Origin of the sequence: Leucobacter komagatae (assembly GCF_000834055.1) — a bacterium.
In the GTDB taxonomy this organism is placed as follows: domain Bacteria; phylum Actinomycetota; class Actinomycetes; order Actinomycetales; family Microbacteriaceae; genus Leucobacter; species Leucobacter komagatae_A.
On sequence record NZ_JXSQ01000013.1, the window covers coordinates 11,796 to 38,693 of the forward strand.

The 26,898-nt window shown below is 66.1% G+C and carries 23 protein-coding genes and 1 riboswitch; of the genes, 9 read left to right on the forward strand and 14 right to left on the reverse strand.

The annotated features are described in order from the left end of the window. Positions 1–44: 44 nt before the first annotated feature. The 12 genes from purH to SD72_RS18470 all read right to left on the reverse strand — a co-directional run bounded on the left by purH (position 45) and on the right by SD72_RS18470 (position 14,481). A complete protein-coding gene (gene purH / locus SD72_RS10160; RefSeq protein ID WP_042544354.1) occupies positions 45–1,715 on the reverse strand; it encodes a bifunctional phosphoribosylaminoimidazolecarboxamide formyltransferase/IMP cyclohydrolase in 1,671 nt (556 codons plus the stop codon). 80 nt (positions 1,716–1,795) lie between these two features. Then, positions 1,796–2,395, reverse strand: coding sequence for a phosphoribosylglycinamide formyltransferase (gene purN / locus SD72_RS10165; RefSeq protein WP_042544355.1), 600 nt, complete (start codon positions 2,393–2,395; stop codon positions 1,796–1,798). Positions 2,396–2,648: 253 nt separating this feature from the next. Next, positions 2,649–3,263 (reverse strand): AAA family ATPase, encoded by a 615-nt coding sequence (locus SD72_RS10170; RefSeq protein ID WP_052492598.1) that lies wholly within the window; start codon positions 3,261–3,263, stop codon positions 2,649–2,651. Next, positions 3,260–3,949 (reverse strand): ABC transporter ATP-binding protein, encoded by a 690-nt coding sequence (locus tag SD72_RS10175; RefSeq protein ID WP_052492599.1) that lies wholly within the window; start codon positions 3,947–3,949, stop codon positions 3,260–3,262. Before SD72_RS10175 ends, SD72_RS10170 begins: the two co-directional genes overlap by 4 nt. Next, positions 3,946–5,622 (reverse strand): ABC transporter permease, encoded by a 1,677-nt coding sequence (locus SD72_RS10180; protein ID WP_042544357.1) that lies wholly within the window; start codon positions 5,620–5,622, stop codon positions 3,946–3,948. The genes SD72_RS10175 and SD72_RS10180 overlap by 4 nt, the downstream gene beginning before the upstream one ends. A 33-nt stretch (positions 5,623–5,655) precedes the next feature. After that, the gene (locus tag SD72_RS10185; protein ID WP_042544358.1) at positions 5,656–6,762 is read right to left on the reverse strand and encodes a thiamine ABC transporter substrate-binding protein; all 1,107 of its coding nucleotides are present in this window, start codon (positions 6,760–6,762) and stop codon (positions 5,656–5,658) included. Continuing rightward, positions 6,760–6,869: riboswitch (TPP riboswitch) on the reverse strand. It overlaps the preceding gene by 3 nt. Positions 6,870–6,875: 6 nt before the next feature. Beyond that, a complete protein-coding gene (locus SD72_RS10190; protein WP_042544359.1) occupies positions 6,876–8,717 on the reverse strand; it encodes a cell division protein PerM in 1,842 nt (613 codons plus the stop codon). Positions 8,718–8,749: 32 nt separating this feature from the next. Then, positions 8,750–9,799 (reverse strand): hypothetical protein, encoded by a 1,050-nt coding sequence (locus SD72_RS10195; protein ID WP_042544360.1) that lies wholly within the window; start codon positions 9,797–9,799, stop codon positions 8,750–8,752. Between the two features lie 196 nt (positions 9,800–9,995). Further along, complete coding sequence (locus SD72_RS10200; RefSeq protein WP_157000538.1) at positions 9,996–11,624, reverse strand: hypothetical protein; 1,629 nt, start codon at positions 11,622–11,624, stop codon at positions 9,996–9,998. A 301-nt stretch (positions 11,625–11,925) separates the two neighbouring features. Next, positions 11,926–12,828 (reverse strand): succinate--CoA ligase subunit alpha, encoded by a 903-nt coding sequence (gene sucD, locus SD72_RS10205; RefSeq protein WP_042544362.1) that lies wholly within the window; start codon positions 12,826–12,828, stop codon positions 11,926–11,928. A 33-nt stretch (positions 12,829–12,861) separates the two neighbouring features. Next, positions 12,862–14,028 (reverse strand): ADP-forming succinate--CoA ligase subunit beta, encoded by a 1,167-nt coding sequence (sucC, locus tag SD72_RS10210; protein ID WP_042544363.1) that lies wholly within the window; start codon positions 14,026–14,028, stop codon positions 12,862–12,864. 330 nt (positions 14,029–14,358) lie between these two features. Further along, positions 14,359–14,481, reverse strand: coding sequence for a hypothetical protein (locus SD72_RS18470; RefSeq protein WP_269745579.1), 123 nt, complete (start codon positions 14,479–14,481; stop codon positions 14,359–14,361). A gap of 241 nt (positions 14,482–14,722) precedes the next feature. Between SD72_RS18470 and SD72_RS17755 the strand changes: the two genes are divergently transcribed. The 4 genes from SD72_RS17755 (at position 14,723) to SD72_RS10225 (ending at position 16,963) form a co-directional block, all read left to right on the forward strand. Continuing rightward, positions 14,723–14,884 carry a hypothetical protein gene (locus SD72_RS17755; RefSeq protein ID WP_157000539.1) on the forward strand — a complete coding sequence of 54 codons (162 nt, stop codon included), beginning with the start codon at positions 14,723–14,725 and terminating at the stop codon, positions 14,882–14,884. Between the two features lie 166 nt (positions 14,885–15,050). Next, on the forward strand, positions 15,051–15,545 hold the full coding sequence (locus SD72_RS10215; protein ID WP_042544364.1) for a hypothetical protein: 495 nt from the start codon (positions 15,051–15,053) through the stop codon (positions 15,543–15,545). A 140-nt stretch (positions 15,546–15,685) separates the two neighbouring features. Then, positions 15,686–16,072 (forward strand): hypothetical protein, encoded by a 387-nt coding sequence (locus SD72_RS10220; RefSeq protein WP_042544365.1) that lies wholly within the window; start codon positions 15,686–15,688, stop codon positions 16,070–16,072. 423 nt (positions 16,073–16,495) lie between these two features. Further along, positions 16,496–16,963: a hypothetical protein gene (locus SD72_RS10225; RefSeq protein WP_042544366.1), complete on the forward strand. Its 468-nt coding sequence runs from the start codon at positions 16,496–16,498 to the stop codon at positions 16,961–16,963. Between the two features lie 94 nt (positions 16,964–17,057). Here the strand turns inward: SD72_RS10225 and SD72_RS10230 are convergent, their stop codons facing one another. Continuing rightward, positions 17,058–19,664: an ATP-dependent helicase gene (locus tag SD72_RS10230; RefSeq protein WP_042544367.1), complete on the reverse strand. Its 2,607-nt coding sequence runs from the start codon at positions 19,662–19,664 to the stop codon at positions 17,058–17,060. Positions 19,665–19,809: 145 nt separating this feature from the next. On the opposite strand from SD72_RS10230, the gene SD72_RS16975 reads away from it, so the two are divergent. Both SD72_RS16975 and SD72_RS10240 read left to right on the forward strand, forming a co-directional pair. Then, complete coding sequence (locus SD72_RS16975) at positions 19,810–21,666, forward strand: hypothetical protein (protein WP_157000540.1); 1,857 nt, start codon at positions 19,810–19,812, stop codon at positions 21,664–21,666. Between the two features lie 46 nt (positions 21,667–21,712). Further along, a complete protein-coding gene (locus SD72_RS10240) occupies positions 21,713–22,732 on the forward strand; it encodes an asparaginase domain-containing protein (protein ID WP_042544368.1) in 1,020 nt (339 codons plus the stop codon). Between the two features lie 64 nt (positions 22,733–22,796). Here SD72_RS10240 and SD72_RS10245 read toward each other — a convergent pair whose 3' ends face one another. Beyond that, the gene (locus SD72_RS10245; RefSeq protein WP_042544369.1) at positions 22,797–23,837 is read right to left on the reverse strand and encodes a glycerophosphodiester phosphodiesterase family protein; all 1,041 of its coding nucleotides are present in this window, start codon (positions 23,835–23,837) and stop codon (positions 22,797–22,799) included. A 126-nt stretch (positions 23,838–23,963) separates the two neighbouring features. On the opposite strand from SD72_RS10245, the gene SD72_RS10250 reads away from it, so the two are divergent. The 3 genes from SD72_RS10250 (at position 23,964) to SD72_RS10260 (ending at position 26,893) form a co-directional block, all read left to right on the forward strand. After that, positions 23,964–24,782, forward strand: a complete 819-nt coding sequence (locus SD72_RS10250; RefSeq protein WP_042544370.1) for a Bax inhibitor-1/YccA family protein — start codon at positions 23,964–23,966, stop codon at positions 24,780–24,782. Between the two features lie 225 nt (positions 24,783–25,007). Beyond that, positions 25,008–25,907, forward strand: a complete 900-nt coding sequence (locus SD72_RS10255; protein WP_042544424.1) for an amidohydrolase family protein — start codon at positions 25,008–25,010, stop codon at positions 25,905–25,907. Further along, the gene (locus SD72_RS10260; RefSeq protein WP_042544371.1) at positions 25,904–26,893 is read left to right on the forward strand and encodes an aldo/keto reductase; all 990 of its coding nucleotides are present in this window, start codon (positions 25,904–25,906) and stop codon (positions 26,891–26,893) included. The genes SD72_RS10255 and SD72_RS10260 overlap by 4 nt, the downstream gene beginning before the upstream one ends. Positions 26,894–26,898: the final 5 nt, after the last annotated feature.

Genomic DNA, 26,898 nt, shown 5'->3' on the forward strand with positions numbered 1-26,898 from the left:
GGCGGTCTGGCCGGGACGTGTGCGAGCGGAGCGCCCACCGTTTCCTAGTGGAAGAAGTGACGCTCACCCGTGAAGTACATGGTGACGCCGGCAGCCTCTGCAGCGGCGATGACCTCTTCATCGCGCACTGATCCGCCCGGCTGCACGACGGCGCGCACGCCAGCGTCGAGGAGCACCTGCAGACCGTCAGCGAACGGGAAGAAGGCGTCAGAGGCTGCGACGGAGCCGGTCGCCCGATCCCCCGCGCGCGACACCGCGAGGCGGCAGGAGTCAACCCGGTTGACCTGGCCCATGCCAACGCCAACCGAGGCGCCGCCCTGCGTGAGCAGGATCCCGTTCGACTTCACCGCGCGGCTGGCGCGCCAGGCGAACTCGAGCTCGGCGAGTGTTTCTGCGTCGGCTGCCTCGCCGGCGGCGAGCGTCCACTCGCTGGCCGGCGCGAAGTGGCGATCCGAATCCTGGATGAGGAAGCCGCCCGAGACCTGCTTGAGTTCGACAGGGTTCTGCTCGTAGCCCTCTGGCAGTACGAGCAGGCGAACGTTCTTCTTCTGCGCGAGAATCGCGAGCGCCTCGGGCTCGAAGCCCGGCGCGATAACGACCTCGGTGAAGATCTCGGAGACGGTCTTTGCCATGCCCTCGGTCACGACGCGGTTCGCGGCGATGACGCCGCCGAACGCGGAGACAGGGTCGCACGCGTGCGCGAGCTCGTGGGCAGCGGCGATCGGGTCGGCTGCGCCCTCGGGCGCGACCGCGACACCGCAGGGGTTCGCGTGCTTGATGATCGCGACGGCTGGACGCTCGTGATCGAACGCGGCACGCAGCGCAGCATCGGCGTCGACGTAGTTGTTGTACGACATCTCCTTGCCGTGCAGCTGGGTCGCCTGGGCGATACCGACTCCCTCGCTTTCGCTGAAGAGCGCGGCGCGCTGGTGGCTGTTCTCGCCGTAGCGCAGCACGGACTCGCGGAGCCCGAATACTTCATACCCGACGTAGCCCTCGCTGGTCGCGAAAATGCTGTCGATTTCGTCGCCCGCAGCCCCGTCATCAGTTGCAGTCTCGGCGGCGGGTGCGTCTGCCCAGCCCGCGTCCTGCTGGTCGAGGAACCAGTTCGCTACGCCGGCATCGTACTGCGCGGTGTGCACGAATGCCTCGGTCGCAAGCGAGCGGCGAAGTTCGAGCGTGGTGCCTCCGGCGTTTACCGCGGCAATGACCTCGTCGTACCTGCCCGGCGAGACAACAATGGCGGCGTTCGCGTGGTTCTTCGCGGTCGCGCGCACCATCGCAGGGCCCCCGATGTCGACGTTCTCGACGATGTCCGCGGCGGGCTTGCCAGCCGCGACGGTCTGCTCGAACGGGTACAGGTTCACAACGACGAGCTCGAACGGTGCGAAGCCGAGCTCGGCGAGCTGCGCCCGGTGGTCCGCCAGCCGCAGGTCTGCGAGCAGCCCCGAGTGCACTGCGGGGTGCAGGGTCTTCACGCGTCCGTCAAGCGCCTCGGCGAAGCCCGTGACCTCGGCAACGTCGGTCACCTGGTGACCCGCGTCGCGGATCGTCGCCGCGGTAGAACCGGTCGACACGATCTCGACGCCGGCCCCGGCGAGTGCCGCGGCGAGCTCGAGCAGCCCGGTCTTGTCGCTCACCGAGATGAGCGCGCGCTTCACCTCAATGATGTCGCGGTGCTCGTACATGCTCGGGTCGTGGCTCTGGACTGCCATGGGGCTCCTTGGGTGTTGCTCGGTGTGGGATTTGGTACGTGTGGGTGTGGCTGTGTCCGCAGCTGCGGATCCCAGCTCGGTTACTGGTGTGCTGCCGCGACCGCGGCAAGATTGAGGGAACCTTCGGCGATCGCGCGAACGGTGTCAACGAGCAGCGGCCGCTCCTCAGCTTTGATTCGCTCGTGAAGCTCTGCTTCCGGCTCCCCCGCGCGAATCGACACAGCGGCCTGCCTGAGCACCGGCCCGGTATCAACACCCTCGTCGATGATGTGCACGGTCACGCCGGTCTCGGTCGCGCCAGCGGCGAGCGCATCGCGCACCGCATGGGCGCCCGGGAAGAGCGGCAGCAGGGCTGGGTGCGTATTGATGAGCGCCGGCGAGAACTCGCTCACGAACTCAGCTGGGAGGATCCGCATCAGTCCGGCGCTGACAACAAGGTCGACCTCAAAGTCGCGGATCGCTGCGGCGAGCGCTGCACCCCACTCTGCACGGGAAGCGTAGTCGGAAGGCCTGACCACGAAACTGGGCACCCCAGCTGCGGCTGCGTGCGCGAGACCGGCAGCGTCGGTGTCTGAGCCGACGCACACGATCTCCGCCGGGTATTCCGGATTCATTGCGGCCTCAATGAGGGCTTTGAGGTTGCTGCCGCCACCGGAGATAAGAACCGCGAGTTTCAACACCCGTCCAGTCTACCGGCTGTGGCATCTGCGACTGACTCGCTCGGGCTTGCCCGGGTGACACTGGCGCGTGGATCCGCAGAAGATACGGGATCGACGTTTGCTCTGGAGAATTTCGCAAGTTTCGGCCTCGGAATCGCCGATTTCAGACGTACTGCAGGGCACACGGCCACATACGCACGCCCGAGGCCGGACCGGGTGCGAGCGCACCGGGTGCGAGCAGGGCAGGTGCGAGCGGTCAACGCCTGGCCGTACCCTACGCCTGCGCCCCAACATGCACGAGCTCGTGCGCCCGAGCCAGCGGAAGCGACACGGCGAAGTGTGCTGCTTCCTGATCGGCCCACGCGTCCCAGTGCGGCAGGAATGTCTCACCGTCCCGTGCGATCGCCCGCTCGCGGCGGAGCGCAGTCGGGCACTCGATCCACACCGCGTACGCCGGGCCGATCTCACGGGCGGCAGCGAGCGCCGCCGCGCTCAACGAACCACAGCCCTCGACGATAATGGGCGCGGTTCGGTCGAGCGTGATCTCTGGGGTGAAGCGCTCCGCGTACCAGTCGTATCGCAGGTATGCGCCGCGGCTCAGCATGGCTGCGACCGATGCGCTCCCCTCAGCGAGCCCGCGCCACCCGGGATAGAGCTCATCCATTCCGACGATTTGTGGGCGCGCGCAGCCAGCCTGCTCGAGCCGAGCGGCGAGTGCCTCTGCAAGCGTCGTCTTGCCCGACCCTGAACGCCCTTCGATGAAGACCACGCTCGGCCACGCGGCTCCGCCGAGGCGCAAGGCAATGCGCCCAGCGAGCCTCTCAGCGAGCGCGGCCGTGGTACCAGCGTCAGCACCGGCTCCAGCACCAGCACCGCGTTGCCCGCTCACTCGACGATCCGCCCCTCGCGCATGCGCAGCACCCTGCGGGCAATCGTTTCGGCCTCGCCCTCATCGTGTGTGACGAGCACGGCGGTCGTATCCGTTGCCCGCAGCAGCTCGGCGAGGTCGAGGGCGAGGCGGTCGCGCAGCTCGCGGTCAAGCGCGGAGAGCGGCTCGTCGAGGAGGAGAAGCCGAGGGCTTGGTGCGAGCGCCCGCGCGAGGGCGACGCGCTGCCGCTGCCCACCCGACAGCTCCGTAACCGCCCGGCCTCCGAATCCTGCGAGCCCCACGAGTTCGAGCAGTTCGGTCACACGGGCCTCGCGGGCGTCCTTCGACCACTTCTTGACCCGAAGACCGTACGCGATGTTCTCCGCGACGGAGCGGTGCGAGAACAGTTGCCCGTCTTGGAAGACGAGCCCGAATTCCCTGCGGTGTGGCGGCACGCGTGCGAGGTCTGCCGCATCCCAGCTCACCGACCCGCCGGCGAGCGGTTCGAGCCCCGCTATCGCGCGTAAGAGGGTCGATTTGCCGCACCCCGATGGGCCGAGCAACGCCACAACGTCACCTCGGGGAACGGTGAAGCTTGCGCCGCGAACCACGAGCTCGTCGCGCCGGTACGCAACGCTCACGTCGGCGACGGCAAGGCCGCTCCGCCCCGTCACGCGTGCGCGCTCAGGCACCTGCTGCACTGTCACCAGCTTCCCCCTACTCCGCTGTCAACTCGCCAGCGCTCTGCCAACACCATAATGCCCGCAGCGAGTGCGCCGAGCACAACCGACGCGGCGAGCGCTGTGCCGTAGCTCGCCGGGTCTGGGTGCCCGACGAGCGCTGCGATCGCGACCGGGAGCGTCTGCGCGTCCGGCCGTACCAGGAACGCTGTTGCCCCGAATTCGCCGAGCGACACCGCGAAAGCGAATCCGAGGGCGAGCCCAGCTGATTTTCCGAGGAGCGCGAGGTCGATGGTGCGCAGCACCCTGAGGGGTGATGCGCCGAGCATCATCGCCGCTTCGCGGGTGCGAGGATCGATTGCTCTGAGCACCGGGGTGAGCGTGCGCACCACGAGCGGCAGCGCGACGAGGGCTTGGGCGATGGGGATCAACACGACGGAGGTGCGCAGATCAAACCCGATGCCAAGCGGCCGGTGCATCGTGAGGAGCAGGCCAAAGCCGAGGGTGACGGCCGAGATGCCGAGCGGCAGCATGATCGCTGCGTCGTACAGCGCAACCGCACGCTGCAGGCCGCGCGACCTTGGCCTGCGCGACACAATGAGCGACACGAGCATGCCGAGCGCTACGGCGATCACGGTCGCTACGCAGGCAATCCCGAAGGAGAGGCCAGCGGCCTCGAACACGGATCCGTGGAGCGGGGACGAGGGTGGCGGATCGATGAGCGCCCGGTAGTTCACGAGGGAGAATCCCGCGCCACGCGGCCCCTGCAGTGAGCGCCAGACGAGGGCGCCGATTGGGAGCACGTGGAGCAGCAGCACGGTCACGCCGAAGACGGAGAGGATCGGCGCGTCACTCGTGCGCGGTGCACGCACCTCGTAGCTCACGCTCTGCGCCCGTTCGTTGTGCTTGCGGAGCAGGGCCGACGCGAGGAGCGCGAGGGCGACGATGGCGAACTGCACGAGGGAGAGCACTGCGGCGGAGCGGAGATCGAGGAACTGCACGGTGAGCCGGTAGATCTCGGTCTCGATGTTCGCGAATTCCCTCCCACCGAGGATGAGGACAACGCCGAACGAGGTGGCGCAGAACAGGAATACGAGTGCCCCAGCTGAGGCGAGCGCCGGGCCTAGCGCAGGGAGTGTCACGGTGAGGAACACGCGCACGGGGCCTGCGCCGAGCGTGCGGGCGGCTTGCCCCTGTCTGGTGTCGAGCTGCGCCCAGTATCCGCCGACGGTGCGGGCGACGACGGTGACGTTGAAGAAGGCGAGCGCGAGCACCACGACGGTGAGCGAGCGGTCGAGGCCGAGCCAGTGGAGTGCGCCGCCCGGCCCGTAGAGCGCGGTGAAGGCGACGCCGACCACGACGGCGGGGAGGACGAATGGCACTGTGAGGAGCGCCCGCAGTACGCCGCGGCCACGAAACTCGAGCCGGTACAGCACGAACGCGGTCGGCACGCCGAGCAGCATCGCGAGCGCGGTCGCGAGGATCGCCTGCACGAGCGTGTTTCCGAGCACCTTCCAGCTGCGGGCGAGCCCGAGCACCTCGGGGATCCCTCCGAGGTCGAGCTGCCCGTCGCTCGTGAGCCCGGTCGCGACGAGCGCGATGACGGGCCAGAGGAAGAACAGCCCGACGAAGAGAACTGGGATGGCCGCGGCGAGCGCCCAGGCGATGGGCCCGAGCGGGCGGCGGATCAGGGCGCGCACCGCGGTATCCTCAGTCGTTTCCTGCGGCAGTGGTTACAGCCCGACTGCGTCGCCGAGCGTGCGCAGCCAACCGTCAAGCCCTGCCTGAATCTCTTCCGAGCTCAGGTCGTGCGACTGGTCGTCGGCTGGCAACGGCGCGAACTTTGCCCAGCTCGCCGGCAGCTCGACGGCCTCGTCGACCGGGTACATGTACATTTGGTCGGCGATCTCGGCCTGGAACTCGGTCGAGAGTAGGTATTCGACGACGGCCTGCGCGCCCTCGGGGTTCGCGCTGCCCGCGAGCACGCCAGCGTATTCGGTCTGGCTCGAGCAGGTGTCAAGCAGCGCGCGGGTGTTCGAGGCTGTCTCGTCGTCGTTCACGGTGAACGCTGGCGATGTCGAGTATGAGACAACGATGGGGCGGCTGCCTGCATCGTTCACTCCCGTGAATTCGGTGTTGTAGGCCTCGCTCCAACCCTGCACGATGCGCGCACCGTTCGCCTCAAGGCTCTTCCAGTAGTCGGTGAAGCCGTCCTCGCCGAAGGCCGCGATCGTCGCGATCATGAACGATGCGCCAGTGCTCGACGCGGTCGGGTCAAGCAGTACTGCGAGGTCCTTGTACTTCGCGTCGGCGAGGTCCTCGAACGTCGCTGGTTCCTCGATGCCCTGCTTCGCAAACCAAGCGGTGTCGATGTTCACGCAGGTCGCGCCGATGTCGATCGGCACGAGGGGAACGGTGCCGGCCTTAGCGGCTGCTGGATCGAGTTCGGTTGCGATCTTCAGCGCCCGCTCCGGGAGCGTGTCGGTGGGAACCTGCTCGACGACGTCGTTCTCGATGAGGCGCGATGCGAAGGCGTTGTCGATGCCGAAGAAGGCGTCGGCGATGGGTGCGCCCTTCGTGAGCACGAGCTTGTTGGCGAGTTCGCCGCCGTCGCCTGCGGTCATGACGGTGACGTCATAGCCGGTTGCCTTGCTCGCCTGCGCGGCGAATGCCTCCCCGTCGACGAAGCTGTCGTGCACGACGAGCGTGACGGCTGTGCTGCTCGTCTCCGCCGGCTTCGCGTCGTCGCTGCCGGCGCAGCCGGTGAGCGCGAGCGCCCCGGCGAGTGGGAGCGCGAGGAGCGCGAATGAACGGGTGTGTGAGCGTGCGGACGTACGCATGATGAGAAGAGTCCTTCCTCCGCTGGCATGAACCAGATCAGGTTGAACGGTCGGAGCACGCGTGCTCCCTCTCAGCCCCGCGCGTCGGGACTCCCGTGGATTGCTCCCTCAGCCTAGCCCTTGCGGCCTGGCCAGCGCCAGCCCGCGCGCTTCTGTTCGACTGCTGGTGCCTCGTCGGCGTCGACGTTGTCCCACGAATAAGCTTCGATGAGCGCCTCGGGATCGAGGTCCTCCGGTGTCCCGTACGCACTGGCACGGCTCTCGGGTACCTCGGGGACGCTGCGGCCTGCTGCGGCCCGCGCGTCGTCGACTGAGTGCTGGTCGAAGAGCTCTGCTTCGGGGGTGGCGTCAAGGTCGGCGAGTACGTCGGTCTCGCCGTCAGACGCGTCGCTGTCGCGGTAATCGGCGTCGCGCTGGTTGCCATCGTGAGCGGACACGAAGGTTTCCGCACCGAACGGCTCAGTAATCTGCTCGTCGCTTTCTGCTTCGCTGTCGAGGCGCACCGACCGGGCTGCACCTGCCGCCTCTGGCGCGCGCTCTCGATCCGCTTCGCGCGGCCACAGCGGGTCAACCGGAGCGAGGTGCTCCTCCGGCTGGTCGTCGGCTTGCGGATCGTGTGGATCGGGTTCTGATGCGGCCGCGTCGTCCGCGGCAGCGATTTCCGCCGCGCCAAGGCCTCCCGCGCCAAGGCCTCCCGCGCCGACTCGCTGCAGCACGTCGACGGGCGCGTGCGCGACGCGCCTGGCAATATCAGCGCGCGCGGCGAGCGCCCCGAGGAAGCACCCGAGCCCAAGCCATGCGGCAGCGAGACCCGCGCCCGGCCATACTTCGGGGCCAACCGTTTCAAGCCGTCCAGGGCCGAGTGAGCCGGAGGAGGCCCAGTTGAGCAGCGCGATCGTGAGTCCGGCGAGTGCGGCCGCGAGCGTCACCTGCAGCGCGAGCCATCCGCGGCTATGCCCGCGCGCCGCGCGCCCGAGCGAAACACCAACTGCGACTCCGACGAGGGCGAGCAGCACGGGTGCGAGCACCGCCGCGCTCCCCCACCCGTCGGGGATCGCCGAGAGCACGGGAAGTCCAGGCATCGGACCGAGCAGCTGGCCAAATGGTGATGCTGAGCTTCCGGCGCCGACCGCGAAACCGGCGCCAGAGAGCCACGCGCCCGTCCACAGCAGCAGCACTGGGAGCAGCGCAAGCTGCAACACGAACATGAGGATCGTGCCCCACAGGTCGAGCTGGAGCGCCTCTGAGGCGCCAACGATCACCGCGAACTGGGTGAGTAGCCCGACCGCGAGGACGAGACCTGAGAGCCCGACGTAACCGGCCACGAGCATTGCGGCAAGCCGCAGCGTCTGCCCGGCGCGGTGCGGGAAGACCGCTGGCCTGCGCACCCCGAGTTTCGCGAGACCGACCTCGATGGTGCTGAGCAGCGCGATCCACCACTGGTGCTCGTCGCGACCTGCGCGGATGAGGAAGGCGAGCCCCGAGCTGACGCCGTAGACGAGCGCGCCGATGATCGCGGCGCCGATCCACCCCGGCTGCGCAAGCGGCGCAAATGAGCTCACCGTTCCGGTGACAGCACCGAAGCCAGCCGCTCCCCCAAGGACGCCTGCTGCGCCAGCCCCACCGCGCGCGCCGAACCGCCAGCCGGCCCGAACCGCGAAGCCAACGGTCACGAGTGTGATCCCGAGCGGCGCGAGCGAAAGCGGGAAGCTGAGTGCGTCTGGCGCGAAGCCAAACAGCTGCATGGTCTCCGCTGAAAGCTCGATCGTGAGCGGCACGAAGTGCGCCAGCAGCCAGGCGGCTCCCGCGCCAGCGAAGACCGCTCCGGGTTCCGCCCCAAGGTCGAAGGCGAGCCACCACACGAGGAAGGCGAGGCCCGCGACGACAAGGAGCGAAGCCAGCGCGACCGCGACAGCTTCAATCGTTGCGACGACCCCGGTCAGTATTGCTCTCATCGCCCGAAAGTCTACCTGGCCAGCTGACGGGGCTACCAGGCGGCGGTCACGTCGCGGTGTGCCTCGAACAGTGGAACCGTTGTACCCTCGGGTGCGCGGCCGAACCCGCACTCCGTTGCGACACCGAAATCACGCGCAACGCTCGTGCGCGCCGCCGCGATTCGCCGCGCGGCTCCCTCGGTCCCGTCCTCACGGTGCACCAGGCCGAGATACAGCTCACTCGTGCTCGGGAGGCGAAGCTCGGCGAGCGGCGCGAAGTATGCGGAGTCGTCCCGCTCGATCGGCACTGGCAGGTGCAACCAGGTGAGGTCGCGCTTCGCGGTGTCGATCACGAGGTTTGCGAACCGGGTGAGGTTTTCGGTGTCGACCGGTTCAACGAAGTGGTGTTCCCCGACGTCGCCGTAGCAAAGGTGCACGCCGACCTCGACGTCAGCCGGCACGCGGTCGATCTGGCGGGCCAAGCGCTCGGTCGTCCCCGACCACACGTCGTCGAACCATTCGTAGGGCTGCTGAGTCATGCTTGCCACGCCCTCCAGCATGGCAAACTCGAGTGCAGCGTCCCATTGGATCGAGAGCTGCTCGTGCGGGATCGCCGCGAGGATCTCGTCGAGTTCGCGCGCTAGCGCCGCCTCATACACCGGTTCGAATGCTGCCCTGTCGCTTGCCAGCACGAGACTGCCGACGACACCAAGCGGTGTGGGGAGCGCGGCCTGGAAGCGCGTTCCAGCGGGGATCACTCCCTCGCCCACCAGGCGCGAGAACGTTTCCCATGAGGCGAGTGCTGCCGCCGCGTAGCCCAGCGGGGGCAGCTCAACGTCGCTGGCCCGGACACCGTCAGCGAGCCGTACCGGGCGTACATCGAGCATCCGCAGCGGGATGGGCGTGTCTCCGACCCTGGACATTCCGGCGGCTTCTCCGATCCTGTCGGCTTGGAACAGGATCCAGTGGAAGCGTTCGCCGACCTCGCCGTCTGGGATTCGGCGAAGCCGCGCACCGAGGTGTTCGGCCGCGACGCGCATCGTGGTCTCCGCGTCATCGAAGTTGATGCTGCCAACGAGATGGGCTCCCTGTACGTGACTCATACATCAAGTATGCCGTTCGCGGGGGCCGCGCGTTGCCGCCGAGCGGTCCGAGCGCTTGGGCGGATGCCCGCAGGCGAGAGCCCGCAGGCGAGAGCCCGCAGGCGAGAGCGTGGGGCGAGATTGGGGCCCCGACACACTCGTGGGCGCCCCGATACCTTGCAGTGTCGGGGCGCCCACGCGCGCGGAGCGGTCTGAGTTAGGAGTTCAGGCGGCGACGCATCATGACCAGGCCGGTGCCGAGCATGAGGGCAACGCCTCCCATGAGCACGGGCAGGAGGTTCTGTGCGGAGCCTGAGACTGCGAGCTGCTGCCCCTTCGCCCCGCCGGCCTGACTCGAGCCATCCGATACCTTCGTCGGGTCGTTCGGCGTGATCGTGCCCTCGCCACCGTTGTTGCCGTTGCCGTTTCCGTTGCCGTTGCCGTTTCCGGGGCCGGACCCGAGCACGAAGGCTTCGGGGGCCCAGTAGTAGGTGTCAGCGCCCTGGAAGAGCACGCGGTGCGTGCCTGCAGGCGCGTTCTCTGGGATCACTGCCTCGCCTGTGACCGCACCGGTGGTTTCGGCCGCGAAGAAGCTGCCAAGCTCGATGGGCTCGGAGTACATCGTTACGGTGACGTCTTCTCCTGGGGTGAAGATTCCACTGGGGGCGTGCAGCGGCAGTGCGCCGCCGCGCTCCAGGGTGATGGATCCGATGGCAGCTGGCGGAGCAACGTCGGCCCCGAGTCCCTTGCCCGCGCCAGCGGGAAGCGGCGCTTCACTGTTGAAGAAGGTCTGCGTGCCGTTCGCGGTGATGCTCTTCACGGTCGCGGTCTTGCCCGCGTCGAGGTAGAAGCCGTAGCCGATCACCGTGTGGTTGCCGAGCGAGAGCGCGATGTCATTGATGTTCGCGCGAGCGTTCGCCGCGAGCGTGCCCACCTGCCTGCTGGTCACCCACGTGCCTGAATCAGCCATCGCCTGCGTGGCACGCAGCGTGGTGAAGCCGGCCTCTGACTGCACGGGCACCTGGTACCACACGTCGTCGCCCGAAGCCTCGAGCGCCAGACCCGTGACGAACTGCGCGACCTGGGTGCTCGACGCGTTCTCGCCGTTGAGGATCTGTGCCTTGCCGGTCACGGTGAGCCCGTCGAGTGTCGACTCGTACGTTCCTCCGACTGCTGCACCGTCGTGCCAGCCGAGGTAGGTGTCCTCGTTGGGGCGAATATCGGCGCTCAGCACCGTCTTCACCTGCGTCGGCTGCGTGCCGATCGCTGCCAGGTCGAACGAAGTCGTGACGCCGTTCACGGAGTAGCTCGCGACGAGCACTGGGGCCTTCTTGTCGACGTAGAAACCGCCTGACAGGTAGGTGAGGTTGCCGGTCAAGCCGTCGAGCAGCGTCTCAAGCGGCGCCGCCGTGTTCTTCGCGACACCGTTGATCGGCTGGCTCGTGATCCAGTTGCCTGACTCGGCACCAGCCAGAGCACGCACCGTCGTCCAGCTGCCGTCGTCGATCCCGAATCCGATCTGGTGCCACACCGGTCCGCCAGTCGCGACGATTGTGCTCGACTGCGCGTACGCGAGCAGCTCGCTCGCGCTGGGCAGCACGGTCTCGCCCTTGATGATCTGCGTTGTTCCCTCGACGAGGAGCCCGTCGGTGGTTGACGCGTAGCGCCCACCGGGAGTGGCCCCCTGGTGCCACGTCGTGTAGTTCTCCAGCGTCTCGACCCTGGGAATGTCGGCAGCGGTTACGGTCGCGCCAGCCCCCTGGGCCTGGGCTGCGGAGCCAACGAGGCCGACGCCTGCGACGGCGAGCGTCAGCGCGGCTACCGAGCCTGCGATTCGTTTCAACATGAGCGAGATGTCCCCCTTGATAATCGAGCTATGTTGCACGGGTCTCCCAGGCGCACAGCGGCGGGGGTTTCCACACAATCTTTCCAGGCTACTGGTATTGAAAACGCATAGCAATAGCAATGAAATACGGCCTGTCGCGCGCCACCCAGCGCTCTCGATACGACCGTCAGAACACGAACGAGCCCCACCCAACAACGGTTGGGTGGGGCTCGTTTGCGCTCTTGGGAGCAGCTTCGCGTTTACAGCTGTGCGAACGCCCGGGGCAGTGGCCCCGGCACGGGTTCGCCTGTAACGCTGCGCGTTACAGCTGTGCGAACGCCGTGCGCAGCAGCTCTGCGGTCTCGGTCGGGGTCTTGCCGACCTTCACGCCAGCGGCCTCAAGTGCTTCCTTCTTCGCCTGCGCGGTGCCAGCGGAGCCCGACACGATGGCGCCAGCGTGGCCCATGGTCTTGCCCTCGGGAGCGGTGAAGCCTGCAACGTAGCCGACGACCGGCTTCGTCACGTTCGCCTTGATGTACTCGGCTGCGCGCTCTTCAGCGTCGCCACCGATCTCACCAATCATGACAATGGCCTTGGTCTCGGGGTCGTTCTCGAACGCCTCGAGTGCGTCGATGTGCGTCGTGCCGATGATGGGGTCGCCACCGATACCGATCGCGGTCGAGAAGCCGAGGTCACGGAGCTCGTACATCATCTGGTAGGTGAGGGTGCCCGACTTCGACACGAGGCCGATCGGCCCCTTGCCGGTGATCGTTGCGGGAGTGATGCCAGCAAGCGCCTCACCCGGCGTGATGATGCCGGGGCAGTTCGGCCCAATGATGCGGGTGTTCCCACCGGTTGCCTTGGCGTGCGCCCAGAGCTCAGCGGAGTCCTTGACGGGAACGCCCTCGGTGATGATTACGAGGAGGCCGATGCTCGCATCGATGGCCTCGATCGCAGCGTCCTTGGTAAAGGCCGGCGGCACAAATGCGACAGAGACGTCGGCGCCGGTCGCTGCCATCGCCTCGGCGACGGTTGCGAACACGGGGAGCTCGACGGCCTGGCCGTTTGCGTCAACGTGCGACACGGTGGTGCCAGCCTTGCGAGCGTTCACGCCGCCAACAACCTGGGTGCCTGCAGCGAGCATGCGAGCGGTGTGCTTCGTGCCTTCGCCACCGGTGATGCCCTGGACGATGACCTTGGAATCCTTGTTCAGGAAGATCGACATAGTTCTATAGTTCCTTTGAGTTCCAGGGGCGGGTTAGCGCGCGTTGGCGAGCTCGGCGGCCTTGTCGGCGCCCTCGTCCATGGTTGCGGCCTGGGTCACGAGTGGGTGGTTCGCCTCGTTGAGGATGCGGCGACCTTCTTCGACGTTGTTGCCATCAAGGCGAACAACGAGTGGCTTGTTCGCGGCATCGCCGAGGGTCTCGAGCGCGCCGACAATGCCGTTCGCGACAGCGTCACACGCGGTGATGCCGCCGAAGACGTTCACGAAGACGGACTTGACCTGCGGATCGCCGAGGATCACGTCGAGGCCAGCTGCCATAACCTCAGCCGATGCTCCGCCGCCGATGTCGAGGAAGTTCGCGGGCTTCACGTTGCCGTGGTTCTCGCCTGCGTAGGCAACAACGTCGAGCGTCGACATGACGAGGCCAGCACCGTTTCCGATGACACCCACCTCACCGTCGAGCTTCACGTAGTTCAGGTCCTGGGCCTTGGCCTTGGCCTCGAGGGGATCCTCAGCGGACTTGTCTTCGAGCTCCGAGTGAGCGGGCTGACGGAAGTCAGCGTTCTCATCGATCGACACCTTGCCGTCGAGTGCGACGATGTCGCCTGCGCCGGTGAGCACGAGTGGGTTCACCTCGACGAGGGTTGCGTCCTCGCCAACGTAGACCTCGTAAAGCTTCTGGAAGACCGGAACGACCTTCGCGACGAGCTCTTCCGGGAAGCGCGCTGCGCGAGCGATCTCCTCAGCCTTTGCTGCGTCGATGCCTGCAATCGGGTCGATCTCGATGCGCGCGAGCGCCTCGGGCTTCTCGACTGCGAGGACCTCAATCTCCATGCCGCCCTCTACGCTGCACAGCGAGAGGTAGGAACGGTTTGCCCGGTCGAGCAGCACGGAGAAGTAGAACTCCTCCTTGATGTCTGCTCCAGCGGCAACCATGACGCGGTTGACGACGTGGCCCTTGATATCCAGGCCAAGGATTGCCTGTGCTGCTTCGAACGCCTCGTCGGGGGTCTTTGCGACCTTCACGCCGCCAGCCTTGCCGCGGCCACCAACCTTCACCTGGGCTTTGACGACAACGACGCCGCCAATCTTCTCAGCGGCTGCACGCACCTCCTCAGGAGTGTCGGCGACGATGCCGGGGAGCACGGGCACCCCGTATCGTTCGAAAAGATCGCGTGCCTGGTACTCGTACAGATCCACGTACTGTCCTTCTGCTTGGGATTTGTTTGAAATGACCCGAGGCAAGAATGTCTCGATGTCGAGAGAAATGTTGACCGTTTGTCAGTCTAACACCGCGTTCTCATAGGAAGCCGCCCGGATACACAGCTCGCCCGTCCGGCCCCACATAGAGCACACCCACTCGTGCCATGGAACAACTGAACCAGCGTTCCTGGACAGGCGCAGCAATCGATCCCGCCGAAATCGTCCCTCACACCACGAAAAACGCACTCTTTGAGGCGCGCCGCGCACACACCTTGATCCCCCACTCAGCATGCGCACCGAAGCGCCCCTCCCCGCCCGGCGGCGGATTCACTCTCCGAGGGCGGTGAGTGGAGTGATGCGCGGCACCGTCATGTCGTCGAGACCATAGATCTCCCCCGACGAGCGGCGGAACGCGAGCACGAGCGCGCCGTGTGCGCGAAAGCCCACCACCGATGACGACCTTGCTTGGGTCCACCGCCATGATGAGCAGTGCAAGTGACCGTGACAGCCGCTCAACGAAGTCGGCGAGTTCAGCAGGCTTTCCCCTGGACCCCTTGGCGGAGCTAGAGGGATGGTTGCCTTCTCTCCTCCCCGCACAACCGAGAGAGGTGCTGACAGATACTTTTCCAGCCTCAGCACGCCTCAATCGCGACCTCAGAGAAGGTCTGCCAGACATCCAAAGCCATCCGAGTTGCCCACAAACCTGAGCCGGCGGATTTCCCCAGTACTCGATGGCAGAGAAGTCCTCGGTTCCCTCTTCGCGGAGGGCGGCCTCACCCTGCCGCAGTTCGAGAACCGACCCAAAGACATGCGTGAGGCGATCACGGTCATTCAAGCAGCGGACCTCCTATGATCAAGGTGACCAAAGAAACCAGCGGCAGTCGCGATAGCATCCGAGCCGGCATCACTGGTATCGGACACGCTCTTCGTACCCTCGAAGAGCGCTGAGCACTGAGCACTGAGCACTGATCGAGCATCAATAGGTCGGGGAGGCAAGACTCGCTTTTGATGCCATTGAAATGTTCGACAAGAGAAAGGTTTTCCGCATGGCGCAGGTAGCGCGCAAGCGCAGGGGAATCTGGTTTCTCCTCGCGGCACTTGGAGTCTGTGTCGTGTTCTTACTCACTCAGTGCAGCGCGGGACGGTCCACACTCACCATCAGTTATGGCGACAACCAGACCGCCACCGGTGTCTTCGAGAGTGCCGACTGCACCGATACCGAGGTGTTCGCGGTGGCCATCAAACCCCGCATCGCCTCGCTCTCAGCGACCTTAGACGAAGCGAGAGATTTCTCTCGGGCCCAGGTGAAGGTGTACGACGAAGTACTCGTACTGCTGCAGACCGAGGATATTTCGCTAAGTCGCGAAGGCAACACGGTGTCGGTCAGCGGGAAGGGCACCGTGAAATACACGCCGATCAACGAGGGAAACACCGTCCCTGGCGAAAGCTACAACGAAGAAGACGTCAAAACCTCGCCCGGCTCTTTCGAAGCAACGATTCAGTGCAGCAAATGATCGCCGCACGAAAAGGCATACTGGCTTGCGCCATGCTCCTCACGCTCGCAGCATGTAGTGCGCCGAGCGGAGGATCCAGCGCTCCCCCTGAGGACACCTCAAGTCCAGCCCCGACGACGTCCCCGTTCACGTCTCCGAAGATGTCCATCACCTACGAAATCGAGGGTGCATTCCACACAGTTTCAACGGAACTCACCACTCAGGGATGTACTGAAAAGCTGTTCTGGGCTGAGGCCCCCGAGAGCCGCAACGCCAGCCTGTTGCTCAACAAGGAAAGCGTCACGGGGAAGAGTCCGCAGATTTCTGCCGCGATTCTCGCTGACAATTTCGTCACGTTCATCGGGTTTGGCGTTCCCGAGTTCAGCGAGGGCGAGAGCGCTAGCCGGGCGGTTGTTGTCGAAGCGCCCGGAACCGCGATGGTTTCGCCAGCCCCAGCAGGGGAAAATCCTGGCCTGTCGAAAATCGATCAGTCGGAGGGCGTCAGTGTTCCGGCAACCGTCACTGTTACCGTCGACTGCCTCCGCTAACCGCTCTATCTCACCGCGCCGACTGCTCGGCGAACTGGCTTCTCACTGAATCAGCCCCACTGCCCCAGCTCCTCGTAGCCAGGCTCACGGAGTTCCTCGAACGGGGCGAACTTCACGGGCAGATTCCGCTCCCCACACGGTCACACGTGAAGTACGCGCCGCGATTACAGTCAATGCCGGTGACCTGCGACGAGTTGCCCCCGGAGTCGTGCGCACTGTCCAGGGGCGTGCGCAGGATCCGGGGGCAATGTGCGTGACTGGGCGGCGCGCGCTTCGGGCACAGCCACACGCGGTCACCCGTGTTGGGTATGTTTGAGATTGCATCGGGGGCAGGCTCGAGTGATTGCCTGCGGGTCCGCGAGGGCTTTCGCGCCGCACCACCGTGATGGCGTTGAACCGGTCAACAGCAGAGGGGCTTTCCGCATGGCGCAGGTAGCGCGCAAGCGCAGGGGAATCTGGTTTCTCCTCGCGGCACTTGGAGTCTGTGTCGTGTTCTTACTCACCCAGTGCAATGCGGGAGGGTCCAAGGTCACCATCAGTTATGGCGACAACCAGACCGCCACCGGTGTCTTCGAGAGTGCCGACTGCACCGATACCGAGGTGTTCGCGGTGGCCGTCAAACCCCGCATTGCCTCGCTCTCAGCGACGTTCGATGACGACCGCGAAATCTATAGCGCCCAGGTGAAGGTGTACGACGAAGTACTCGTACTGCTGCAGACCGAGGATATTTCGCTAAGCCGCGAAGGCAACACGGTGTCGGTCAGCGGGAAGGGCACCGTGAAATACACGCCGATCAACGAGAGAAACACCGTCCCTGGCGAAAGCTACAACGAAGAAGACGTCAAAACCTCGCCCGGCTCTTTCGAAGCAACGATTCAGTGCAGCAAATGATCGCGGCACGAAAAGGCATACTCGCCGGCCAGGCTCCTCGCTGCTCAGGGTCGAACACTGACCCCAGCCCAGCCCAGCCCAGCTCCGCGTAACCCTATTCGCTGAGCTTCTCGATCGGGGCGAGCTTCACGAGCAGCTTCCGCTCCCCCACGGTGTCGAAGGTGACGTGAGCGACGCGCTTGGAGCCGGCTCCGGTGACCGCGTTCACGCGGCCCTCACCGTATTCGTCGTGCCGGATCCGGTCGCCCAAAGCGAGTTCGAGGTCACCGTTGTCGCGAATATTGCCGACGATCGTGTTTGGGAAGCCGCCGCCAGTGGCCTGGGCTTCCTTTGCGAGACGCTTGCGCTCGCGCCACTTGTCGAGTGCGGACTGCATGTTTCCGCTCGCGGGCTCGGCGACCGCTGCGGAGCTACCGCCGCTCGCACCAAAGGAGACCTGGGAGTCGCGGTTGCGCGACCACGAGGCGCCGCTCGCGCCGGGCGCGCGGCCGGCGTTGAGCGCACGCGACTGCGTCCCGCCGCGGCCGGTAACCTCGCCCGGCGACTGCCGCCATTCGATGAGCGACTCCGGGATTTCTTGGAGGAACCGCGACGGCATCGCGACCGCGATGTCGCCGAACGTCGCACGCGTCGAGGCGAGCGTGATGAACAGTTTCTCGCGGGCACGCGTGATGCCGACGTACATGAGCCTTCGCTCCTCGTTGATGCCGCCGAGCTCGTCAATCGACATCTGGTGCGGGATGAGCCCCTCTTCGACGCCCGTGATGAACACTGCTGGGTATTCGAGGCCCTTCGCGGTGTGCAGCGTCATGAGCGAGACGGTGCCGCTCTGGTCGTCGAGGTCGTCGGCTGCTGCCACGAGGCTGACCTCGGTGAGGAACGCGAGGAGGCCTGCGCCCGGCTGCTGCGCGTCGAACTCGCGGGCGACCGCGATGAGCTCCTCGAGGTTCTCAGCACGGGCGTCGTCCTGCGGGTCACGCTTCGCGCGGAGCTTCTCGATCATCTCGGTTGAGTCGAGCACGAGCTTGAGCACATCGGCGACCGGTGCGGGCTTCTTCTGCGTGGATTCGGCGTCGCCGTCGGTGGCTTCAGTGGCAGCATCGTCGGCTGGCGGCGGAGCGATGTCGGTCGCGCCACCCCCGAGCGCCATGTGTGTCGCCCGAGTCAGCAGGTCTGCGAGCTCGACTACTGTTGTGCGGATCTTCGGCCCGAGGGCCGGGATCTCCTGGGCACGCTGCATCGCTTCGTGGAACGTGATGCCCTCGGCCTCTTGGAAGTTCGCGAGGTGAGCTTCTGCCATGGGGCCAACGCCGCGCTTCGGTGTTCCGAGCATGCGCGACCACGAGATCGGGTCGAACGGATTCGCGATCGTGGTGAGGTAAGCCATCGCGTCTTTGATTTCGGCGCGATCGTAGAACTTCGTTCCGCCGAGCACGCGGTACGGGATCGCGGAGCGGATGAGCAACTCCTCGAGCGCTCGCGTCTGCGAGTTCGTGCGGTAGAAGACGGCGATGTCGCCGTAGGGCATGCCGTCTCGGTGGAGGTCCTCGATCTCCTCAGCGACGAAGCGCGCCTCGTCGTGTTGCGAATACCCGGTGAAGCCGACGATCTTTTCGCCGTCGCCCTCCGCGGTCCACAGCTTCTTGTCCTGGCGGTCAAAGTTGTTGCCGATGACCGCATTTGCCGCGCTGAGGATGTTCTGCGTCGAGCGGTAGTTCTGCTCGAGCTTCACGACCTCAGCGTTCGAGAAGTCGCGTTCGAACTCGACGATATTTCTGATGTTGGCGCCGCGGAACGCGTAGATCGACTGGTCGGAGTCGCCGACGACCGTGAGGCTCGCGCCTGGGATACGGCCGAGCCCGTCGAGCTCACGCTCGCGCACGGGTGGAACCATGCGCTCGACCTGTTCCGGTTCGACGTGCTTCGTGAGTTCACGGATGAGCGAGTACTGCGCGTGGTTCGTATCCTGGTACTCGTCGACGAGGATGTGCCTGAAGCGGCGCTGATAGATCGCGGCTACGTCGGGGTGCGCGCGGAACAGCTGCACGGTCTGCCCGATGAGGTCGTCGAAGTCGAAGGCGTTTGCCCGCTTCAGCTCTTGCTCGTACGACGTGAAGATCTCAGTAAAGAGCCGTTCGCGCGGGTCGCTCGCGTTCGCGGTGGCCGCGTAGTCGTGCGCGTCGGAAAGCTCGTTCTTGAGCTTGGAGATCTTCGCGCTCGTGTTGGCTGGTGTGAAGCCGTAGGTGTCGGCGTCGAGCTCCTTGATGATGCGTTTGAGGAGCGCGCGCGAGTCGGCCGAGTCGTAGATTGTGAAGCCGGAGACGTAGCCGAAGCGTTCTGCCTCGCGCCGCAGGATCCGCACGCACGCAGAGTGGAACGTCGACACCCACATGCCCTCGACACCCGCGCCGAGCAGCGAACCGAGCCGCTCGCGCATCTCTGCTGCTGCCTTGTTCGTAAACGTGATCGCGAGAATCTGGCTTGGCCAGGCCTCTTTCTCGCGGATGAGGTGCGCGATGCGGTGCGTGAGCACGCGTGTCTTGCCTGAGCCCGCCCCTGCGACGATGAGGAGGGCAGGGCCGCGGGCGATGACCGCACGGCGCTGCTCTGGGTTCAACCCGTCGAGCAGCGGGTCGGTGCCGTCGGTAGCCTGGGCGCCGCCGAAGGGTGCGCCGGGATCAAGAAGTTCAAAGTCGCTCATCGTGTCTCCAGTGTAGGCGGGGCCGATGACATTGGCGTATCGGCACCACACCAAAAGCGGCACAGGACGGACTATTGCGCAACTTATGTAATACAGTGTTACTGCTCCTCGCGCCGCACGCCCAGCCACCGAACAGGACAGCGACATGCGCACGAACCCGGCCGAATCCCCTCGCTCCCATGGGCGCGGTGGACCCAAAACGCTCGAGACGCCCACTCCGCGAATCACGCGAGCCGCACCCGCGCTCCGCCCGATCCTGCTGGCGCTCGCTTCGATAGCTATGGCTCTGTGGGCGCTCGCGAGATCCACCGCGCCGCCCCACGTCGCTGCGCTAACCTGGGCGATCGCCGCGTGCCTCGCCGCCCTTGCGCTCGGCGCAACTGCTGCAGCGCGCTCGGCGGGCGGGCACCGCCGTGCGCACCCGCTCGCGCGAACCGGCCGACTCGTGCACGGCCCGCACCGGATCGACTTCACGCCGCACGCCGTCATCGGACACAGCATCCTCGACCTCATCGCGGCCGTGCTTGTCATCACCGCGGCCGCCGCGAACGACCCGCCCCCACTTGCCTACTACACGGTTGGTCTCGCACTGATCGGTGCGGTCATCGGCGCACTCCTCTGGCGCTATCGCTCGACGAAGGCTTGGCTGCAGCGTGCGACAGCGATCGGTGCAGCACCGTTAGGGTCCGCACTCGCCGTCGTGCTCACCTGGGTCTGGCAGGGAGACGACTTGGCCGCTGGCTTCGCCTTGTCCGTTGGCGCGGCAACATGTGCCGGGTTCGTGCTCGGCGCACAGGGGACCGCTCTCATGGAGCGCGAGTACGCCGGGCCGCGCCGCGCGCTCGTGCAGGCCGCGTGGGAGGGCGTCACACACGTGCATGCCGACGGAACGCTCACGACGGCGGGTCAGCGTCGCCCCCGCCCCCGCGAGGGCAGACCCGCCGCCGTGCCAGCCAGTCTCGACGTGCGACCGCTACTGGCCGCCGTGGCCAAAACAGACTCTGAGCGGTTCGTCACAGCACACCTCAGCGAACACAAGGGCCTTGAGCACCGCTCCCCAACGACCAGCTTTCTAATGTCGGCCCCCGTCGTCATCGTCGTGGTGATCCCGTCGTTTGCGCACCTCGCCCCACTGACAGATTCGCTGTGGGAGGGAGTGTGGGCCGTTGCCGCGATTGGATTGTGTGTCCTGCTGCTACTCTCACTGGGCATGGCCGTGCTGCGAAGGCAGATCCACATCACCTCGGCCGCCGACATCTTCCGGCTCACTGACTTCGCCCGCGCGAACAGTCTGAGCTACGAGCATGGACCGACTGGCGACCAGGCGACCGTGCTGTTTCGCCGCACGGTGACCTCTCCGCACGGCTGGCATGCGGCGAACACGGTGCACGAGAACGGGCAGGTCGGTGATGCCGTCGCGCCAACGACGTACCTCTCTGGCTACGCGGAGTTTCCGCTCCCCACGACGCTCCCGCACCTCCTCCTCATCCGCAAGAGCAGCTTCGCATCCGGGATACTCTCAAAGCGCAGGCCGGCCGCTCAGCAACGGCTGCAGCTCGAGGGTGACTTCGACCGCTACTTCACGGTGTACTGCCCAGTGGGGTACGAACGCGACGCGCTGTACCTCCTCACCCCCGACGTGATGGCCGCCCTCATCGACGGCGCACAGGGCTTCGACGTAGAAATCGTCGACGACCGCCTGCTGCTGCGCACCCGCCACGACGTGGTGACCCTCGATCCCGGGATCTGGCTCAGCCTGCTGCACGCGGCCGAGCAACTCATCGAGCGCACAACGCAGTGGCAGCGCTGGCGCGACACGCGCCTCGCCAGCTCCGCAGAGACAGGCGCGGAAGGGGAAGCGCCCCACCTCGCTCTCACCGCGCCGACCGGGGTCGCACACGCCGGCGCCAGGCTGCGCGGCGCGCTCAACCCCGTCGCCGTTGTGGCGGTCGGCACCCTCGTCGCATCGCTCGTATTCTTTTGGATCGCCCAGCTCGCTTAACCCGCCCGACTGCGCACGATCGACGATGGTGAGAGAGAATGGAAGAATGCGTAACACACCGCCCGAGCTGCCAACGATCCTGATCTTCGCGACCGGCGGCACCATCGGGATGCACGACACCGGCAACGGCCTCGAACCGGACCCCGGGTTTCTCGAGATCCTCGAGGAGCGCGCCGACCGCATCGCCTCCCGCTACGGCTACCGGGCCCGCGTGAATCAGCTCCAACCGGCGATCGATAGCGCGAACGCCGACGAAGAGACAGCACCCAAGATTGCCCGCGCACTCAGGGCACGGGTCGGAGCGATGCGCGCAAGCGCCGTCGTGGTGACCCACGGCACCGACACACTCGCGTTCACTGCCTCGCGTCTCGCGTTCGAACTCTCAGGACTTGGGGTGCCCGTCGTGGTGACAGGGAGTCAGTTCGCCCACGGCGTGCGCCCCACCGACGCCTTCGACAATCTGCAGCTCGCGATCCGTGCCGTGACGCAGGCAAGCCCGACGGCGCCAGTCTCGGTCGCGTTCGGCGGCGCGATCCTGCCCGCCGTGCGGGTGACCAAGTCAGACGCGGAAGCGCTCAAGGCGTTCCGCGCGGAACGCGAGCTGGGAAGCAACCCACTGGGCCTGCCGGGAACGCCGAGCGAGCAGGCGCTCGTTCGGCCAGCACACGCACGCGTGCTGTCGGTGAGGTTCACCCCAGCGCTCGCGGCACGTGACCTGCTCGCGCTCGCGTCCGGCGAGCCAGCCGCAATGGTGCTGGAGTGCTACGGGTCCGGGAACGCACCGATGACGAAACCCGGCATGAAAGATGCGCTGAAGAGCATCAGCGAACGCATGCCCGTCGTGGCGATCACACAGTGCGCGAACGGCAGCGTTGACACGGACCGTTACGCAGTCGGCCGGCAACTCGCGGCTGCCGGTGTGACCGCAGGCGCAGATCTCACCATCGAAGCAGCGATCGCAAAGCTTGGATATCTGCTCGACCGGGGCTTCTCCCCCACCGATATTGCTCGGCTCATGCCGACGAACCTCATTGGAGAGTGCGGGGCCACCGCCACGCAGCCGTAGCGCTCGGGGCCGCACAGAGCTCGAGGGTCGCGCCCAGGGCCTCGCGGCGTCCGGCCACTGCGGGCTAAGCCGCGCCGCGCTCAGCTTCCCGCGCTGCAACGCCGAGATCTGGGTGGTCGACGAATATCCCGTCGACACCCGTGGCAAGCACGAGGGCGAACTCCGACTGCCAATCGCCCCAGTCCGCGCCACTGAGCGAGGAATGGAACCGCAGGTTGAGATACCGGTTTTCCGGCCTGAGCGTCCAGGTAAAGACCAAGAGACCACGCTCGTGCGCCCGCCGCGCGAGATCTGCTGGGCCCGCCGCCAACCCAATTGCGTTCGTACGAATGAGGCTGCCCGTGTCGACGCTGATGCCGTCGACGTGCGACCGGAGATAGTCGAGACCCTCATCGCTGCGGTACCACTCAAAACTGCGTGCGCGAGGCCCGCCTTCGGCGGCCCGCGCGAGCTCGTCAGCTGGGGAGCCGAGACGCTCGGCAAGGAACACATACGTTCCACGAACGCCAGCCTGCCTGAGCCTCCGGAGCACATCGAGCTCGAAGCACTCGATGATGAGTCGCTCCGAGCGATCCGCCCAGCCAGTCCGTCCGAGCTCGTCCTGGATCAGCGCAGCAATATCGACACCGATCGAACGGAAATACTCGGCGTGCTTCACTTCGAGCACAACCCCGATGTCGCGGCCCTGGCGGGCGCTCTCCTCATCGACAATCCGAAAGACGTCCGCGAGCCGCAGCATTGGTTCCTGCCCGTCGAATGCACGATTGTCCGACCTCACGCGTTTGAGCCGCTCGACGCAACGCAGGCTCGACAGCTCCGCCCACGTGAAGTCCTCGGCAAACCACCCCGTGAGCCGCTGCCCGTCGATGACCTTGGAGGTTCGCCTCCCCGCGAACTCTGCACGGCTCGCGACGTCGGTCGTCCCCGAGATTTCGTTCTCGTGACGCACAATGAGCACGCCGTCGCTCGTCACCACGACGTCGGGCTCGACCGCGTCTGCGCCGAGGTCGCACGCGAGCCGATATGAGGCCTCGGTGTGCTCAGGCCGGTACCCGGGAGCACCCCGGTGCCCAATAACGAGGGGGTGAGGTGCAATCTCAGACATGCGTACCAGCCTAGAGCCTCATTGCACACCGCCGTGAGCGAACATTCCGTACAGTCACAGCATGGGTTCCTGCCCCGTCTGTAGACTGGACACAATGCCCGACTACGCTTCGAAAGGCCCTTGCGCATGAGCAATCCTGCCCTCAGCAACAACCCCGCATTGAACGGCAAGACCCTCACTGCAGAGGAGTTGCACCGTATCTACGATCAGCCGGCTGCGACGACAACGCGGCCGGGCGTCGACGCACCAGCGGACAGCCAGGTCGGTGCCGGCCAGCCGCCGCTGATCGCACCGTCAGAAAACCCAATGACCTACGAGAACACGATCTCGAAGACCGTGATGCTCTTCATCGTCGTGCTCGCCTTCGGCGCCGTCGGCTGGTTCATGCCGGGCCTTATGCTCCCGGGAGCGATCGCTGGCATCGCGCTTGGTCTCGTGAACTCCTTCAAGAAGGAGCCGAGCGTCCCGCTCATCGTTGCGTACGCAGCAGCGCAGGGAATCTTCCTCGGCGCCATCTCGGGCGTCTTCGAAGGCCAGTGGAGCGGAATCGTCTCGCAGGCAATCATCGGAACCCTCGCGGTGTTTGGTGTGACACTCCTCCTGTTCCGCAGCGGCAAGGTGCGCACGAGCCCGCGCATGACCAAGATCGTACTCATCGCGATGGCGGGTTACCTCGCGTTCTCCGTAATCAACTTCATCATGATGCTCACCGGCCTGAACACCGACCCTTGGGGTATGCGTGGTGGCACCATGGGCCTCATCATCGGCGCCCTCGCAGTGCTGCTCGCTTCGTACTCGCTCGTGATGGACTTTGAGCTCATCCAGAACGGCGTCAGGAACCGCGTCCCGGAGAAGTGGGGTTGGACCGCAGCGTTTGGCCTGACCGTCACCCTCGTGTGGCTCTACCTCGAAATCCTGCGTATCATCGCGATCTTCCGAGATTAGGCGCATCGCTAGGAAGTAACGGGCCAGACGGTTCGTTTCTCAGGTGGCCCGGAGCTGTGCTCTGGGCCACCTTTCGTATGCCGAGCCGCCTCGAGCTTGCCTGGCACGTGGAAACGGTGTTTGCCACACGGTAATCGTGCACGATAATCTAAATATCTACACGAAATGGTCGTGCTGGTTCCCGCACCGGGCGCGGGCCTACGCCCACTCACCGCGGAGGACCCAATGCTGCGTATCGACGCCCACCATCATCTCTGGGACCAATCCGTGCGGCCCCAGACGTGGATGGACGACGCCACAAGCGCCGCGATAGGTGGGCCATACTCGCAGGTCGACTGGTCGCGCGCCGCCGGCGCATCCGGGGTTCGGCATGGCGTGTTCGTGCAGACTGTCCCCGTCGCCGCAGAGACGCCTGAGATCCTCGCGCTTGCCGACGACCACCCCGAACTGGCCGCGGTAGTCGGGTGGCTCGACCTCGCCCAGGATCCACGGTCGCCAGGCGAACAGCTTGACCGTCTCATCGCCGGCCGGGGCGGCGCCCGGCTCGCGGGGATCCGCCTCGCTGCCGAGTACGCCGCGGACCCGGAGTGGCTCGACTCCCCCGACGTTCACGCCACCGCTGCGGCGCTCGCCGAGCGCGGCCTCACCCTCGACCTCCTGGTGACCCCCGCGCACCTCCGTGCGGCCGAGCGCCTCGCCTCGGCGAACCCCGGCACCCGAATGGTCATCAATCACCTCGCAAAGCCCACGCTGCGGGACGAGGATCTCACCGCGTGGACGCATGCGCTCCGCGCGTTCACGGGCAGTGAGCACGTCGCGTGCAAGTTCTCCGGCTTCCTCACGTTCGACCACGCACCCATGACCGCGGCCCGCCTCAGGCCGTACACGGATGCCGCGCTCGAGGTCTTCAGCCCGAGTCGACTCATGTTCGGCAGCGATTGGCCTGTGAGCATTCTCGGAGGCGGCTACGCCGCCGCCGTCGGAATTGCTGAGGACAGCCTCGCGGAACTCAGCCCAACGGAACAGGAGCAGGTCTGGTCGGGCACGGCCCGCCGATGGTATCCAGCGCTCAGCGCCGCCATTTCGGGCAGCTCCCCCTCACCCGCTACGAAGGATCCACAATGACCCCGAGCATCTCGCGGCGAACCACCCGCACCGGAATCAGCGTCACCGAGCTCGGTCTCGGCTGCGCACAGTTTGGCAATCTCTACCGCGTCATGCCGGACGCCACCGCCGACGAAATCGTCGACGCAGCTTGGGCCGCGGGCATCAGAATGTTTGACACAGCGCCGCACTACGGACTCGGGCTCTCCGAGGAACGGCTCGGGGCGGCGCTCCGCCGCTACCCCCGCGAGGAGTACGTGCTCTCCACGAAAGTTGGCCGGCTCCTCCGACCAAACCCAGGTGGGACGGGGCAGGACTCCGAAGGGTTCGTCGTTCCAGACACCACACGGCGCGTCTGGGACTTCAGTGAACGCGGGGTGCTGACCTCTATCGAGGAGAGCCTCGAACGATTGGGGCTCGACCGCATCGACATCGCCTACATTCACGACCCAGATGACCACTGGGACGAGGCAATTTCCGGAGCGGTCCCGGCCCTCACTCGGCTCCGGTCAGCGGGCGTCATTGCCGAGTTCGGTGCTGGGATGAACCAGGCTGGGATGCTCGCCAGGTTTGTTCGGGAGGCAGACGCGGACATCGTCATGCTCGCCGGAAGGTACACACTGCTCGAGCAGGGTGCGCTCGCTGACCTGTTCCCCGCCGCAAACGAAACCGGTGCCACGGTCGTGATCGCCGGCGTCTACAACTCCGGGCTGCTCGCACACCCACGACCGCCAGCTGACGCCCAGTACAACTACGCCGACGCGCCGGCCGCGCTCATCGCGCGTGCCAACGCACTCGCCGACGTGTGCGAGAGCCACGGCGTCACCCTCCCCGAAGCAGCGCTCCAGTTTCCGCTGCAGCAACCGCAGGTGGGGAGCGTCGTTGTGGGAGCGTCTCGGCGAGGCCACGTTCCAGACACCATCGAAAGGTACGCGACAGAGATTCCTGAAGCGCTCTGGGGCGACCTCGTCGAAGCCGGCCTGTTGCGCGAGACAAGCATCGGCTAGCCTCG

Coding starts and splice junctions, on each gene's coding strand:
- SD72_RS10245 (WP_042544369.1), bottom strand. CDS start 23,837: ATGTCTGAGATTGCACCTCACCCCCTCGTTATTGGGCACCGGGGTGCT.
- SD72_RS16975 (WP_157000540.1), top strand. CDS start 19,810: ATGCGCACGAACCCGGCCGAATCCCCTCGCTCCCATGGGCGCGGTGGA.
- SD72_RS10240 (WP_042544368.1), top strand. CDS start 21,713: ATGCGTAACACACCGCCCGAGCTGCCAACGATCCTGATCTTCGCGACC.
- SD72_RS10200 (WP_157000538.1), bottom strand. CDS start 11,624: ATGTTGAAACGAATCGCAGGCTCGGTAGCCGCGCTGACGCTCGCCGTC.
- SD72_RS10215 (WP_042544364.1), top strand. CDS start 15,051: ATGTTCGACAAGAGAAAGGTTTTCCGCATGGCGCAGGTAGCGCGCAAG.
- SD72_RS10260 (WP_042544371.1), top strand. CDS start 25,904: ATGACCCCGAGCATCTCGCGGCGAACCACCCGCACCGGAATCAGCGTC.
- SD72_RS10185 (WP_042544358.1), bottom strand. CDS start 6,762: ATGCGTACGTCCGCACGCTCACACACCCGTTCATTCGCGCTCCTCGCG.
- SD72_RS10255 (WP_042544424.1), top strand. CDS start 25,008: ATGCTGCGTATCGACGCCCACCATCATCTCTGGGACCAATCCGTGCGG.
- purH (WP_042544354.1), bottom strand. CDS start 1,715: ATGGCAGTCCAGAGCCACGACCCGAGCATGTACGAGCACCGCGACATC.
- SD72_RS10225 (WP_042544366.1), top strand. CDS start 16,496: ATGGCGCAGGTAGCGCGCAAGCGCAGGGGAATCTGGTTTCTCCTCGCG.
- SD72_RS10230 (WP_042544367.1), bottom strand. CDS start 19,664: ATGAGCGACTTTGAACTTCTTGATCCCGGCGCACCCTTCGGCGGCGCC.
- SD72_RS10190 (WP_042544359.1), bottom strand. CDS start 8,717: ATGAGAGCAATACTGACCGGGGTCGTCGCAACGATTGAAGCTGTCGCG.
- SD72_RS10195 (WP_042544360.1), bottom strand. CDS start 9,799: ATGAGTCACGTACAGGGAGCCCATCTCGTTGGCAGCATCAACTTCGAT.
- sucD (WP_042544362.1), bottom strand. CDS start 12,828: ATGTCGATCTTCCTGAACAAGGATTCCAAGGTCATCGTCCAGGGCATC.
- SD72_RS10250 (WP_042544370.1), top strand. CDS start 23,964: ATGAGCAATCCTGCCCTCAGCAACAACCCCGCATTGAACGGCAAGACC.
- SD72_RS10220 (WP_042544365.1), top strand. CDS start 15,686: ATGTCCATCACCTACGAAATCGAGGGTGCATTCCACACAGTTTCAACG.